General features: G+C 61.0%; 11 protein-coding genes. 5 read left to right on the top strand and 6 right to left on the bottom strand.

Translation table 11 applies throughout. The annotated features are described in order from the left end of the window. Positions 1 to 91: 91 nt before the first annotated feature. The 6 genes from BN1118_RS16110 to BN1118_RS16135 all read right to left on the bottom strand — a co-directional run bounded on the left by BN1118_RS16110 (position 92) and on the right by BN1118_RS16135 (position 8,140). Positions 92 to 2,644 (bottom strand): TRAP transporter permease, encoded by a 2,553-nt coding sequence (locus tag BN1118_RS16110; protein WP_043557052.1) that lies wholly within the window; start codon positions 2,642 to 2,644, stop codon positions 92 to 94. A 103-nt stretch (positions 2,645 to 2,747) separates the two neighbouring features. Beyond that, on the bottom strand, positions 2,748 to 3,719 hold the full coding sequence (locus BN1118_RS16115; RefSeq protein ID WP_043557053.1) for a TAXI family TRAP transporter solute-binding subunit: 972 nt from the start codon (positions 3,717 to 3,719) through the stop codon (positions 2,748 to 2,750). A gap of 415 nt (positions 3,720 to 4,134) precedes the next feature. Next, entirely contained in the window at positions 4,135 to 6,291 is a 2,157-nt protein-coding gene (locus BN1118_RS16120; protein ID WP_043557054.1) for a S9 family peptidase, read from the bottom strand. 236 nt (positions 6,292 to 6,527) lie between these two features. Continuing rightward, complete coding sequence (locus BN1118_RS16125; protein ID WP_043557055.1) at positions 6,528 to 6,959, bottom strand: DUF411 domain-containing protein; 432 nt, start codon at positions 6,957 to 6,959, stop codon at positions 6,528 to 6,530. Positions 6,960 to 7,009: 50 nt separating this feature from the next. Next, positions 7,010 to 7,333, bottom strand: coding sequence for a hypothetical protein (locus BN1118_RS16130; RefSeq protein WP_043557056.1), 324 nt, complete (start codon positions 7,331 to 7,333; stop codon positions 7,010 to 7,012). Between the two features lie 84 nt (positions 7,334 to 7,417). Continuing rightward, positions 7,418 to 8,140, bottom strand: a complete 723-nt coding sequence (locus BN1118_RS16135; RefSeq protein WP_043557057.1) for an SDR family oxidoreductase — start codon at positions 8,138 to 8,140, stop codon at positions 7,418 to 7,420. 142 nt (positions 8,141 to 8,282) lie between these two features. Between BN1118_RS16135 and BN1118_RS16140 the strand changes: the two genes are divergently transcribed. The 5 genes from BN1118_RS16140 (at position 8,283) to BN1118_RS16160 (ending at position 13,376) form a co-directional block, all read left to right on the top strand. Next, positions 8,283 to 9,125 (top strand): LysR family transcriptional regulator, encoded by an 843-nt coding sequence (locus tag BN1118_RS16140; RefSeq protein ID WP_043141382.1) that lies wholly within the window; start codon positions 8,283 to 8,285, stop codon positions 9,123 to 9,125. Between the two features lie 64 nt (positions 9,126 to 9,189). After that, positions 9,190 to 9,789, top strand: coding sequence for a glutathione-regulated potassium-efflux system oxidoreductase KefF (gene kefF, locus BN1118_RS16145; protein WP_043141385.1), 600 nt, complete (start codon positions 9,190 to 9,192; stop codon positions 9,787 to 9,789). Between the two features lie 64 nt (positions 9,790 to 9,853). Continuing rightward, positions 9,854 to 11,710: a monovalent cation:proton antiporter-2 (CPA2) family protein gene (locus tag BN1118_RS16150; protein ID WP_043557058.1), complete on the top strand. Its 1,857-nt coding sequence runs from the start codon at positions 9,854 to 9,856 to the stop codon at positions 11,708 to 11,710. Beyond that, on the top strand, positions 11,707 to 12,093 hold the full coding sequence (locus BN1118_RS16155) for a SirB2 family protein (RefSeq protein WP_043557059.1): 387 nt from the start codon (positions 11,707 to 11,709) through the stop codon (positions 12,091 to 12,093). Before BN1118_RS16150 ends, BN1118_RS16155 begins: the two co-directional genes overlap by 4 nt. A gap of 296 nt (positions 12,094 to 12,389) precedes the next feature. Beyond that, entirely contained in the window at positions 12,390 to 13,376 is a 987-nt protein-coding gene (locus BN1118_RS16160; RefSeq protein WP_042868514.1) for a helix-turn-helix transcriptional regulator, read from the top strand. The last annotated feature ends 995 nt before the right edge of the window (positions 13,377 to 14,371 follow it).

Consider the following 14,371-nt stretch of genomic DNA (forward strand, 5'->3'; position numbering starts at 1 on the left):
GAGCCTGCTGCAGGAACAGGCTCCGCAAGAATAAGCCCCGACCGGGGAGATGAAAACGGCGCCTCGATGGCGCCGTTTTTATTGACCCTTGTCAGGCTCGCACCGCCCGTCGCCGTTGCAGCCCGACGATCAGCGCAAACAGCAGGAAGCCCGGCAGCCACATCAGCTCCTTGTGCCAGCGCTCGGTGGGCGCCTTGACCACCAGGATCTCCTGATCGAACTCCATGCCGGCCGCGGCGGCCGGGCTGCCGAAGGTGACGCTGTCGATCAGGGTCTTGCCATCCTGTTCATACAGGGCCAGCCCCAGGCTGGCGAGGCGGGCCTCCCCATCCTCTCCTGCCGGCACCGCCAGCAGCACGGTCGACTGACGCAACTTGCCCACCGCATCTTCACCCTGGACGCGCAGCCGCAGTGTGCTCTCCGCCTCCACTTCGCCCAGGGTCCGGGCCAGCTGGGCCGGCGCAGTGTCACGATAGGGATCGTGCACCATGTCCATCCAGAAACCGGGGCGGAACAGGGTGAAGGCCACCAGCAGCAGCAGCACGCTCTCGTACCAGCGACTCTTCACCAGGAAATGGCCCTGGGTCGCGGCGGCGAAGATCAGCATGGCAACGGTGGCCACCATGAAGATCAGCACCCCGTGGGCGAAGTCCACGTCGATCAGCAGCAGATCCGTGTTGAAGATGAACAGGAAGGGCAGCGCGGCGGTGCGCAGGCTGTAGTAGAAGGCGGTAATGCCGGTCTTGATGGGATCGCCCTTGGAGACAGCCGCCGCCGCAAACGAAGCCAGCCCCACCGGCGGGGTCACGTCCGCCATGATGCCGAAGTAGAAGACGAACAGGTGCACGGCGATGAGCGGCACTATCAGGCCGTTCTGCTGCCCGAGCGTCACCACAACGGGCGCCAGCAGGCTGGAGACCACTATGTAGTTGGCGGTGGTGGGCAGCCCCATGCCGAGGATCAGGCTGAGCAGGGCGGTAAGCAACAGCATCAGCAGCAGGTTGCCCATGGAGAGCATCTCCACCAGATCCGCCAGCACCAGACCGACCCCTGTCTGGGAGACGGCACCCACTATGATGCCGGCGGTGGCGGTCGCAATGCCGATGCCGATCATGTTGCGGGCACCGGCCACCAGCCCCTCGCGCAGATCGACCATGCCATCGTTGAAGGTGCCGTAGTCGTGCTTGCCATCGCTGCGCAGCCAGTTGAGCAGCGGGCGCTGGGTCAGCAGTATGATCACCAGCATGACGGTCCCCCAGAAGGCCGACAGCCCGGGCGAGAGCCGCTCCACCATCAGGCACCACACCAGCACCACCACCGGCAGCAGGAAGTGCAGACCGGAGAGCAGCACGGCGCGGGTGTTGGGCAGCTCAATCAGCGGCTTGTCCGGATCCTCCGCCGCCAGCGGCTCATGGCTGGCCGCTATTTTCAGCAAACCCAGATAGGTGATGGCCAGCAGCAGGGCTATGCCTGGCAGGGCGTACTCACCCAGCACCGGCTTGAGCCAGCCCAGGCCGTAGTAAACCGCCATCGACAGCCCGCTGATGAGGGCAGCGCCGAAGGCGAAGCCGGTCAACCGGCGCAGCCAAGGCTTGGGCTGATGACCACCTATGGGCTGCATGCCGAGTTTGAGCGCCTCCAGATGCACTATGTAGAGCAGCGCTATGTAGGAGATGGTCGCCGGCAGGAAAGCGTGCTTGATGATTTCGACGTAGGGAATGCCCACATACTCCACCATAAGGAAGGCGGCAGCCCCCATCACAGGCGGCATGATCTGGCCGTTGACCGAGGAAGCCACTTCCACCGCCCCCGCCTTCTCCGAGCTGAAGCCCACCTTCTTCATCATGGGAATGGTGAAAGTGCCTGTGGTGACCACGTTGGCGATGGAGGAGCCGGAGATGAGACCGGTCAGGCCGGAGGCCACCACAGCCGCCTTGGCCGGGCCGCCGCGCAGGTGACCGAGCAGGCTGAAGGCGAGCTGGATGAAGTAGTGGCCGGCACCGGCCCGCTCCAGCAGGGCGCCGAACAGCACGAACAGGAACACGAAGCTGGTGGAGACGCCGAGGGCAATCCCGAACACCCCTTCCGTGGTGATCCACTGGTGGTTGGCCAGCGCGGTGAAGCTCACCCCGCGGTGGGCCAGCAGCCCCGGCATCCAGGGCCCCGCTAGGCTATAGGCGAGAAACAGCAGGGCGATGACTGCCAGCGCCGGCCCCAGGGCGCGGCGCGCCGCTTCCAGCAGCAGCGGGATGCCGATGCAGGCGGTGATCAGATCCTCTGTGGTCAGGCTGCCCGGCCGCAGGGCCAGCGCCTGGTACATCACGAACAGGTAGCTGGCGGCCCCGGCGGCGATGAGCCCCAAGGCGATGTCGCCGAGCGGCACCCGATCCCGTGGCGATGAACGAAACGCCGGAAACACCAGATAGGCCAGCAGCAGGGCGAAGGTGAGGTGAATGGCACGGGTCTCGGTGTCATTAAGCACGCCAAAGCCCAGCATGAAGGGCAGCGGCGAGGCGATCCAGAGCTGGAACAGGGACCAGGCCAGCGCCAGTGTGGTGATGAGCCCGCCCATGAGGCCGAACGGCAGACGAGCGCCCACGTCCTGGGCGATCAGTTCCTCGGTAGAGAGTTGTTTATCTTGCATAGGGTTAACTTGTGCCAACGAGTACAACAAGAGCGACATCCGCCCCCGCAATCAGACGGCAGACGGGTGTCGAAGAGAGTGACCTGGGCCCTTGGGCCGTCAGTCAGAGCCAGCCGCGCTCCTTGTAGTAGCGGGCGGCCCCATCATGCAGCGGCGCCGAGAGCCCCACCTTGATCATGTCGGCCTCTTTCAGATCGGCGAAAGCCGGGTGCAGGCGCTTGAAGCGATCTAGGTTGTCGAACACGGATTTGACCAGCTGATAGACCACTTCCGGATCAGCCTTGGCACTAGTGGAGAGCACCGCCTTGCCACCGATGGACGGGGTCGGCTGATCGCTGCCCTTGTAGATGCCACCCGGGATCTCGGCCTTGGTGTAGTAGCTCTTCTCTGCCAGCAACTTGTCGATGTCGGCACCGGTCACAGGCACCAGCACGGCGTCTGTGGTAGTGGAGGCCTCCTGGATGGCACCGTTCGGGTGGCCGACGAAGTAGCTCATAGCGTCTATGTTGTTGTCGCCAAGGGCGGAGGCCTGCTCGGCCGGTTTGAGCTCGGAGACCAGACCGAAGTTACCCTTCTTCCAACCCTTGACCGCCATTATCTCTTCCATGGTGTCGCGCTGGCCCGAGCCCGGGTTGCCGATGTTGACGCGCTTGCCCTTCATGTCGTCGAAGCTGGCGATCTTGGCATCGCGGCGCGCCAGTATGGTGAACACCTCGCTCTGCAGGGAGAAGACGGCGCGCATGTCGTCCATGGCCCCTTCGGTCTGGAACGGCGGCAGCCCCTTCATCGCCTTGAACTGATGGTCGGACTGCATGATGCCGAAGTTGAATTCACCGCTGCGGATGCCGTTGACGTTGGCCACACCGCCACCGCTGGCCGGGGCGTTGCACTTGATCTGGTGATCGGCGGCGCCGCGATTGAGGAAACGGCAGATGGACTGGCCCGCCACGTAGTAGACGCCGGTCTGACCGCCTGTGCCTATGGTCACGAAGCGCTCCTGCGCCTGCAGCGGACCACCAAACGAGACACCGACCAGTGCAGCCGATAAGGCACACGCCAGGGATAATCCTTTCATGTTGTTCATCCTTTTTGATTGATTCAGCTCGCCCGTTCCACGGGCGAATGCCGGACAAACCACCGTTCTGCGTCGGTGGTCATCCATGACCTCGATATGAGGAATCGGGTGAACGGCGAGCGTTCCCCAAAAAGCCACCAGCATCCTGTGGTGAGACAGTCGGCTTCATGCCAACCGAAGATAATTGGCCCGGAAGGGACCAATCAAAGCGTCATAACGGCTTCGATTAAGCACATGGCGCCAACATAAATCAAACAAAAACACAAAATGATGGATATGGATGACGAGAAATTTGAAGCCGATCATTAATTTACTGATCAGAGATTAATTGGAGTGTGCTACCGGTTGGCAGGCGGGGGGCAGAGACAAGATTCTTTTGCAGCCCTTGACTGGCAAGGGCTGCAACCTTGGTGACTTATGCTTTCGGCTTGGCCAGATCCAGGATAAACGCAAACTCCAGCGCGATATCCTCGTAGGCCTTGAAGCGACCCGACTTGCCGCCGTGGCCGGCATCCATGTCGGTATTCAGCAACAACTTGTTATCATCCGTCTTCAGCTCGCGCAGCTTGGCCACCCACTTGGCGGGCTCCCAATACTGTACCTGGGAGTCATGCAGCCCTGTGGTCACCAGCATGTTCGGGTAGGCCTGCGCCTTGACCTGGTCGTAGGGGCTGTAGGCCTTCATGTAGTCGTAGTAACGCTTCTGGTTCGGGTTGCCCCACTCGTCGTACTCCCCGGTAGTGAGGGGAATGGACTCGTCCAGCATGGTGGTGACCACGTCGACGAAGGGCACCTGGGCCACCACGCCACGATAGAGCTGGGGCGCCTGATTGATGACGGCCCCCATCAGCAGGCCGCCGGCGCTGCCGCCCATGGCGTAGACCTGATCCCTGGCGCCATAGCCCTGCGCCACCAGCGCCTCGGTCACGTCGATGAAATCGTTGAAGGTATTCTGTTTTTTCAGCAGCTTGCCATCTTCATACCAGTGGCGGCCCAGCTCCTCGCCACCCCGGATATGGGCGATGGCATAGACGAAGCCCCGGTCCAGCAGGCTCAGGCGAGCCGTGCTGAAATCAGGATCCATGCTGGCGCCGTAGGAGCCATAGCCGTAGACCAGCAGCGGATTTTTTGGCGACCCGGCACTCTCTTTCTTGAACATATCCTTGCGATAGACCAGGGACACAGGCACGGCCACACCGTCACGGGCGGTCACCCAGAGCCGCTCGCTGGCGTACAGTTCCGGCTTGAAACCCGCCACCGCCTGCTGCTTGAGCAGGGTGCGCTTGCCGCTCGCCATATCCAGCTCATAGGTGGACGAGGGGGTGGTCATGGAGGAGTAGCCGTAGCGCAGCTGGCTGGTCTCCGGCTCCGGGTTGTAGGCGAGCCAGGTGACATAGGCGGGATCGTCGAAGGCGATCTCCTTCTCGTCACCGCTCTGCCAGTTGATCTGGCGCAGCCGGGTCAGCCCCTGGTTGCGCTCCTCCAGCACCAGCCACTCCTTGAACAGGGCATAGCTCTCCAGCAGCACGTCCGGATTGGGGGCGATCACCGCCTTCCAGCGCTCGACCGGGCTCTCCTTGGTCTCGTACAGGCCGAAGTTCTTGCCGTCCTTGTTGGAGCGCACATAGAAGCGACCGCGGTAGTGATCCAGGCTGTATTCGTGATCAACCTGACGGGGCAGGAACAGCCGCGGTGCCTGAGTCGGCACGTTGGCATCGATGAGGCGCGCCTCGCCCGTGGTGGTGCTGGAGAGGGCGATGACGATGAAATCTTCCGAGGTGGTGGCATAGAGGCTGACGTAGAAGGTGTCGTCCTTCTCCTCATACACCAGGGTATCTTTCGCCGGATCCGAGCCAAGCTCGTGGCGATAGACCTGATAGGGCAACAGTGTCTTGGGGTGCTTGCGCACGTAGAACACCGTCTTGCTGTCGTTGGCCCACACCAGGTTGCCCGAGGTGTTCTCGAGCTTGTCTGAAGCCCACTTGCCGCTCTCCAGATCGAGGAACTGGATCTGGTACTGACGGCGCGAGAGGAAATCTTCCGCCACCGCCAGCCAGCGGTTGTTGCGGCTCACCTCCAGGGCGCCAAGGGAATAGAACTCGTGTCCCTCTGCGCGCTGGTTGCTGTCCAGCATCGGCTCGGGCTCCTGCGGCCCGTCCACCTTGCTGCGGGAGTAAATGCCGTACTCCTTGCCCGGCTCATAGCGGGTCTGGTAACGGTAGCCATTCTTCACATAGGGGACGGACTCATCCTGCTGGGGAATGCGGGCCACCATCTCCTGGTAGAGCTGGTCGCGCAGCGGCCGGGTCGGCTTGAGCATGGCCTCGGTATAGGCGTTCTCCGCCTCCAGGTAGGCCAGTACCTCGGGTTTCTGGCGCTCGTCATCGCGCAGCCAGTAGTAGTTGTCGACCCGGACGTCGCCGTGTTTCTTGATGGTATGAGGGTGTTTGGTGGCCACGGGAGGCTGGATAAGGGTGTCGCTTGTGGGCATGGCGGACTCATCATTGGCATATGAACAGGGAACGGCAACCAGGCAAGCCAGCAGCAGAAGCCCTCGGGGAAAGGTGAACATGTCGCATCCTTTGCGCTTTAAAAGGGTTAGCAGACCTGAGCCTTGGCTCCTTGGATAGGGGATCAATCTGCCCCTTGTCGCCCCCAGTTGCAAGTTATCACCCTGCAAAACCCGCAAGAACAGGTAAAAGGGCCGCTATCTCGCGATAGCGGCCCTCAAACCTGACCATGAGCGACACAGGTTCGCTCAGGTGTGCCTCACATGATGGAGTCGTGCCTGCTCATGGCCAGTTTGCGTCAGCCGGGGTAGCTCGACCAGACTCTGGTCGTGCCCTCGTTGCTGATGCTCAGCACCTGGTAGGGCTGACCCGGAATATCCATGCCTGGCGCACTCTGGGGCATGCCCGGAATGGTCAGGCCGCGGATCGCCGGTTTTTCCTTGAGCAGCTTCTGCACGTCGGCGGCGGGTACATGCCCCTCCACCACATAGCCATTCACCACGCCCGTGTGGCAGGAGGCCAGCTGCGGTGTGATGCCGTACTGCTGCTTGATGGGATCGAGCTGCTCGGTTTCGACGACCTTGACCTCAAAGCCGTTCTCTTCCATGTGCTTGATCCAGGTCTTGCAACAGCCGCAATACTGGGACTTGTAGACGGTCATCTGCTCGGCCGCGAGGGCGGAGAAGCTGACGGTACCGGCCAGCAGGGCCAGTAACAGGGACTTGTACATAACTCACCTCAGATTAAGAAGAAATACCCAAAAAAACAGGGGAACTCGACTCAACCTGGATGACGGGGAGGACGCTCGAGCCGCTCGAGCGGCGCGTCCGGCGTGAACAGGGAGGGAGAAACAAACTGCGGGCTATCGGGTTCCAGCACGGCCACCGTCAGGCTGTCGCTGGTGAGCACCGTCATGGCCAGCGCCGAGGTGAAGCTGCCGCATGGCATGGCCTTCTCCAGGGTACGCTCGCTCTGGCTGCAATGGGGCGTCAGGGTACAGAGATCGGTCGCCGCCCGGCTGCCAAACGACATCAGCACCATCAGCAGACTCCACAGGGGGAGCCAGCGGCGGGCGCGAGCGAGTTGGCGACGGGTCAGAACCATGACATGACTCATTGATCGGAGGAGCCCTATGGTAACCCTTGGCCCAGGGGGAGGGTCAAGCCCTCCCCTCATGGCCAGTCCGGATCAGGGTTGCTGACGGGTGGCCGCCAGCACGATTTCGCGTACGCAGACGTTGGCGGGCTGATGCCAGGCATAGAGCACGGCCTCGGCGATCACCTCGGGCGCGATCACGCCGCCCATCTGATCCTTCCAGTCGTGATAGCCGGCCTTGATGCTCTCGTCCGTGGTGTGACTAAGCAGGTCGGTCTCGACTGCGCCCGGGGCTATGGTCACCATGCGCACGCCTACGTCGGCCACCTCTTCACGGATATTTTCGGTCAGGGCGTGCACTGCAAACTTGGTGGCGCAATAGGCCGCATGGTTCGGGAAGGTCTTGCGACCGGCGATGGAGCTGATGTTGACTATGGTGCCGCTGCGGCGAGCCTTCATCCCGGCCAGCACGGCATGAACGCCGTTCAGCACCCCCATCACATTGATGTTGAGCATCTGCTGCCACTCGGCAGGATCCTGCACGTCGGCCTGCCCCAGCAACATGACGCCGGCATTGTTGACCAGGCAACCCACAGGGCCGAACCGGGTCTCTGCCTGCTGGATGGCGGCCTTCATGGCGGCCGTGTCGGTGACATCGACGCTGACACACAAGGCGTTGGGCAGACCCAGCGCCTGCATGGGCTCGACCCGGCGGGCCAGCAGCAAGAGCGGATGACCGGCGGCCGAGAAGGCGCGGGCGATGGTGGCACCGATCCCGGCGGAGGCACCGGTGATCACGACGAGGGACTTGGACATGGTATTTCCTTTTGATTCGATGAGAAACGGGATCACACAAGCGGCTGGCCAGCACGGAACTCAGTCACTATAGTCGCTGCATCCATCAGTGATAAATATTGTTTTCCGCTGGTTATCATCTGAAAAAACTATGGTTGGGCTCATGCTGGATCTGAGATTGCTGCGCTTCTTCATCGCCATCTATGAAGAGAAAAACATCACGGCGGCGGCACTGCGCTGCCACGTCAGCCAACCTTCCCTCTCGGCCGGCCTGCGCCAGCTGGAAGAGGCGCTCGGCGACAGCCTGTTCACCCGGGGCAAGAAGGGGGTTGAGGCAAAGGATCCGGCCCATTACCTCTATCCCCATGCGGTCAAGCTGGTGGAAGAGGCACGCCGCCTGCCGGAGCTGTTTCGCCAGAAGGCGACGCGCGCACGACTCAACATGGCCATCATGCCGGACCTGAGCCGCCACCGGCTGGCCGGCTTGCTGCAGCGGGTGCAGGGCGTGCTGCCCGAGCTGGATCTCACCCTCTCCGACTACGGCAGCCCCGCCGACTGTCGGCTGACCCTGGATGCGCTGCGCCGGGAGGACGAGATCTTCCTGCCCCTGTGGGAAGAGGACTATGTGCTGTGCGTGCGTACCGACCACCCCCTCGCCAGCCGCGCCCGCATCGCGCTGACTGAGCTGCAGCATTATGATTTTATTGAGTGCCCGCCCTGTGAGGCCCATCAGCAGACCATAGGGCTGCTGGCTTGCGACCGGCTCACCCTCAACCTGGTGGCCAAGGCCGAAAGCAAGGGGCTGGTGATGGCGCTGGTGCTGGCGGGCGTCGGCATCAGCTTCCTGCCCGACGGCCTGGTGGACGACGAACCCGGCCTGTGCACGGTCGCGGTGAGCGGGCCGCGGATGTTTCGGCGCATCGGACTATGCTATCCCGCCCATCAGACCCTGAATCCGGCGCTGCGCGATCTGATCCCGGAACTGGCAGGCTATTGCGCTTCTTGATAACGTCGCAGCTCAATGCATCTTCTTTTCACCGGTATCAGGCCCATCTTCAGGTTATGACTTCATGAAACGCATTCTGGTTCTCTTTTCACACCCGGCCCTGCAGAGCTCCCGGGCCAACAAGCAGCTGCTGCAGGCCGTCTCCGATCTGGAGGGGGTCACTGTGCACGATCTCTACCAGCACTACCCTGACATGTTCATCAACGTGAAGCGGGAGCAGGCCCTGCTGTCGGAACACGATATCATCGTCTTTCAGCACCCTTTCTACTGGTACTCCTGCCCCGCCATCATGAAGGAGTGGATGGATCTGGTGCTGGAGTATGGTTACGCCTACGGCCCCGAGGCCCATGCCCTCAACGGCAAGCAGTGGCTGAGTGCCATCACCACGGGGGGGGCCCCCGACTCCTATTGCAGCGAAGGCTACAACCGCCGCCCGCTGCTCGACTTCCTGCTGCCGTTCCAGCAAACGGCGCAGCTGTGCGGCATGCGCTGGCTGCCGCCGTTCGTGCTGCACTCCTTTCACAAGATCAAGGATCCGGAGGCGCTGCGCCGCTGTGGCCAGGATTATCGCCAGCTGTTGTGTGCCCTGCGCGACGAGCAGCTGACCCCGGCCCAGCTCGGCGGCAGCCCCTATCTGCGGGATCTGCTGGAGGTGCTCTCATGAAACACTGTCAGTCATTTGGCCGACCCTGTGAGTCGGGCCAGACATGCGAACGGAGGGCCGGCTGATGGGTCATGGATTACTGTTTGATGCGCTTATCTACCTGTCAGCGGCGGTGATCGCCGTGCCGCTGGCCAAGCGCTGGGGACTGGGTTCCGTGCTCGGCTACCTGCTGGCGGGCATCATCATAGGTCCCTTCCTGCTGGGGCTGGTGGGAGAGCAGAAGGATGTGATGCACTTCGCCGAGTTCGGGGTGGTGCTGATGCTGTTTCTGGTCGGACTGGAGCTGCGCCCTGCCCTGCTGTGGCAACTGAAGGGACCCATACTCGGCACCGGCGGCCTGCAAGTGCTGCTCACCACGGGGGCCCTGACCGGGGTCGCTCATCTCATCGGCCTGCCCTGGCAACAGGGGCTGGCCATAGGTCTCATTCTGGCGCTATCGTCCACGGCCATCGTTCTGCAGAGCCTGCAGGAGCGCAAGCTGATGCAGAGCGAGAGCGGCCGCTCCGCCTTTGCGGTGCTGCTGTTCCAGGATATCGCCGTCATTCCCATACTGGCGATCCTGCCACTGCTCGCCATAGCACCGGTAGCCAGCAATGGCAGCTCAGAGCTGGCCGGCTGGCAGCACGGCCTGCTGGTGGTTGCGGCCATCTCCGGCATAGTGCTGGGTGGCCACTACCTGATGCGCCCCGTGTTTCGGGCCATAGCCCAATCCCACATGCGGGAGATCTTCGTCGCCGCCGCCCTGCTGCTGGTGATCGCCATCGCAGTGCTGATGGAGTCGGTGGGGCTCTCACCCGCCCTTGGCTCCTTCCTCGCCGGTGTGGTGCTGGCCGACAGCGAGTATCGCCACGAGCTGGAGGCGGACATAGAGCCGTTCAAGGGGTTGCTGCTTGGCCTCTTCTTCATGTCGGTGGGCGCTGGCATCAACTTCAGCCTGTTTGCCGAACACCCCTTGCTCATTCCGACCCTGGTGGTCGGCCTGATGGCGCTCAAGTGGCTGGTGCTGATGGCGCTCGGCTTTGTCATTCGCATCTCGCCGAGCCAACGCTGGACCTTCGGGCTGGCGCTGGCGCAAGGGGGAGAGTTTGCCTTCGTGCTGTTCTCGTTCGCCGCCCAGAACAAGGTGCTGCCCGGCGACACCATCTCCTTGCTGACCCTGGTGGTGGCGCTCTCCATGGCGCTGACGCCGCTCTTGCTGATCCTCAACGATCGGGTGATCCAGCCCTGGTTCGATTACCGCACCCACAGCGACGCACCGCAGCACGAGCAGCCGGAGCTGGTAGAACACCCGGTGATCATCGCCGGCTTCGGCCGCTTCGGCCAGATAGTGGGACGTCTGCTGCACGGCCACGGCATAGGCACCACCATACTCGAGCAGGATGCCAGTCAGATAGAGATGCTGCGCAAGTACGGCTACCAGGTGTTCTACGGCGATGCCAGCCGGCTCGACCTGTTGCATGCCGCCGGCGCCCACAAGGCCAAGCTGCTGGTGCTCTCCATCAACGATCCAGCTACCTCGCTCGAAGTGATTGAAATGGTGAAGAAACACTTCCCGCACCTTAAGATACTGGCGCGAGCCCAGGACAGACCTCACGCTCACGAGATCCTGCGCCAGGGCGTGGGCAGCGTGTATCGGGAAACCCTGGGTTCCGCCGTGGATCTGGGGGTGGAAGCTCTGACCCAGCTGGGATTTAGGGCCAACCAGGCCTGGCGGGCGGGACAGACCTTCAAGCAGCACGACAACTGGTTGCTGCGGGAGCAGGTCAACTACCTGGACGACGAACACACCTATATCAACAAGAGCCTGCAATACCGGGATATCCTCTCCGATCTGTTGCAAGACGATCAGGAAGGACAGGAGCGCATTCACGCTCACAACTGGAACAGCGGTCTGCCCGACAACGACAAGGAAGCAATATGATTGCCTATTACCCCATGCTCAAACATCTGCACATGACCCTGGCCATCGTCAGCCTGCTGCTGTTCATCTATCGCTGGATGCTCTCTCTCAACGGCAGCCCGCGTCTGCAACAGCGCTGGCTGAAGATAGCGCCCCACGTCAACGACACCTTTTTGCTGCTGTTCGGGGTGCTGTTGGCGGTCACGTTGCAGATGAGCCCGGGCCAGCAACCCTGGCTGATGGCCAAGCTGATCGCACTGGTGGTCTACATAGGCCTCGGCGTCATGGCGCTCAAGCGACCGACCCGCGGTCAGAAGCTGGTGGCCGGCCTCGCTGCCCTGGCGGTATTCGGCTACATGGTGGGAGCCGCCATCAGCAAATCAGCCTGGTCCTGGCTGGCCTGATAACAGGTCGCCATCTGGTGGAGGGGCCGCGCCCCTCCACATCATCTTCTGCCTCTTCCTGCTATTTTTATTTTTTCCTCTCCTCAAAAACCGCAAGACAGCACTTTCATTTGCGATTTTTTCATCAATTAAAAGCCTCGATTGCTACCCATCAAAACATGTATTAGCTTTAATATCATGTAGTTAAAGCAGTTTGTATGAAAATGGCGACAGTTGTCGCAGCAAAACTTGCGACATAGACTGTCGCATGTCATGGCTAGGATACACTCAACGCTAAACCAGTGAAGGCATGCACCATGAGTAAGAAGCTGTTACGACAACTGACCTTGGCGCGTTGCATCCCGCACCGCCCTTACAAGCTGACCGCCAGCCAACTCCAGGTAAAACTGGAAGAGGAAGGCATACACGTCAGTCTGCGTACCGTGCAACGGGACCTGGAGGAGATGTCCGGCATGGGGTTGTTCGACCTCACTTCGGATGAACGCAGCAAACCCCACGGCTGGTGCTTTGAGCGCCATGGCCTAAACGACTTCGCCAACATAATGCCGCTATCGCTGGCAGTGGCCCTGAAAACCTGGAGTGATCAGGCAAGCCAACTCCTGCCGGCAAGTGTGCTGACCGAATTGAACCCGCTGGTCGACAAAGCCAGCCAGGTGATCCGCGACAGCCAGAGTGAACTGGCAGAACGCTGGCTCGAAAGCGTGCATCAGTCACCGCGTCCGTTTGCCGGCAATCCTGAGATCCGTCGCAGCACCCTGATCCGCGATGCCCTCTGGCGCGGTCGCAAGTTCAGTGCCGAGATCCAGCGTGTCATCAAGGAACGCACTGTATGGCTCTGCTATGACCGCATCAATCCCCTCGGCATCCTGAATCAGGCCGACGGTCCGACCCTGCTCTGCACCCTGTCCGAGCTGGATCCCAAGGTGTACGGCATACCGTTCGATCACATCAAGGGCGTGGAGCTGACCAACTTCAGCGCGACCCAGCCGAAAGACTTCAATATCCAGAAGCTGATCCGCGATCAGGGCTACCAGGATGTCAGCGGCCCGATCCGCTTCGTCGGTCGCATAGATGCCAACTGCCCGACTCTGGTCGATGGACAGATCCCGGGCCACAACCCGCGCATGACCCGCTACGATAAACGCAGCGTAGTCGTGGAGACCGAGGTACAGGACACCCCTGAATTTCGCACCTGGTTGAACAACATGAGCGGCAACCTGGAAGTGTTGGCGCCAGAGTCGTTGCGCAAGGCATATCCCACGCCTGGCAGCCGAGTCAGCTAATCCCAAAAAAGCCGAGCCCAGCCTCGGCTTTTTTGTATTCTTTTTGAGCATATTTATTCAACTAATTTTTAACTCTTGCCCGCTTAATTGAGCCGCTTTGTACCATCGTTTTCCCCCTGTTTTTGCGTGTGAGAGATCCGCCATAGCCGCTGTAAGAGGCCACTGTGTTGAGCCGTACGCGAAGCCATCTTTGAATCCATGTGCTTTCCGGTGAAACAAACTAAGCTGATGATTAGTATGGATTTATCTTGTTAATGGCTGGGTTGGACCAAGCCGGGTCATGCCGATAACCGCCCAACCACCCTTGTTCCGCTATGCAGTTCCCTTAATATGGGTCTCACAAGGACGGAGCTGGTCCGGCAGGATGCAGGAACAGCGCATAAGCAGGGAATAATCCACAGGATGTGGTTGTGGACACCTCGGGATGAGGCAGAGCGGTACGGATTGCGGCTCTTCAGGAAGAACAGGACCTCGCCGGATGCGAGCAGGACAGCTTCAGGATGAAGCGAGATAGCCCGGATGGTTATCTGTCAGGACGATGCAAGGAACACCACGGGATGTGGTAACGGACACCTCCAGGATGGAGAGAGTGCAGCAATCAGGATCGATTGCCAGGCTAGGATGGCCACAGGACACCTCAACGGATTGGGAAGGGGATATTCCGAAGGATCAGGATAAAGTCAGGGATTGCAGGGAGCGTTGCAGTTCATGGACTGGACTAGATGACTTGAGGGGACGGCAGCTGCCGTCCCCTTTTCTTTTACCTCTTTACAGCCCTTGGTCCAATCGCTCGATACCCATACGCGCACACCCCACCGTAGATCAGCATCCACGACTTATCCGCATCACAAGCCTCCCGAATGAACGTTTACAAGCGCAGCCTCTCTTAGATAGAGGACATAACAAAGGGCTATGTCCCAATTACGTGTTGCATGGGGCGCCCCAGCGCCTCATGCAAACAGTCCCTGATCCCCGCTCTCTTACCGTAGCGCTCC

This window comes from Aeromonas bestiarum, assembly GCF_000819745.1.
GTDB lineage: Bacteria > Pseudomonadota > Gammaproteobacteria > Enterobacterales > Aeromonadaceae > Aeromonas > Aeromonas bestiarum.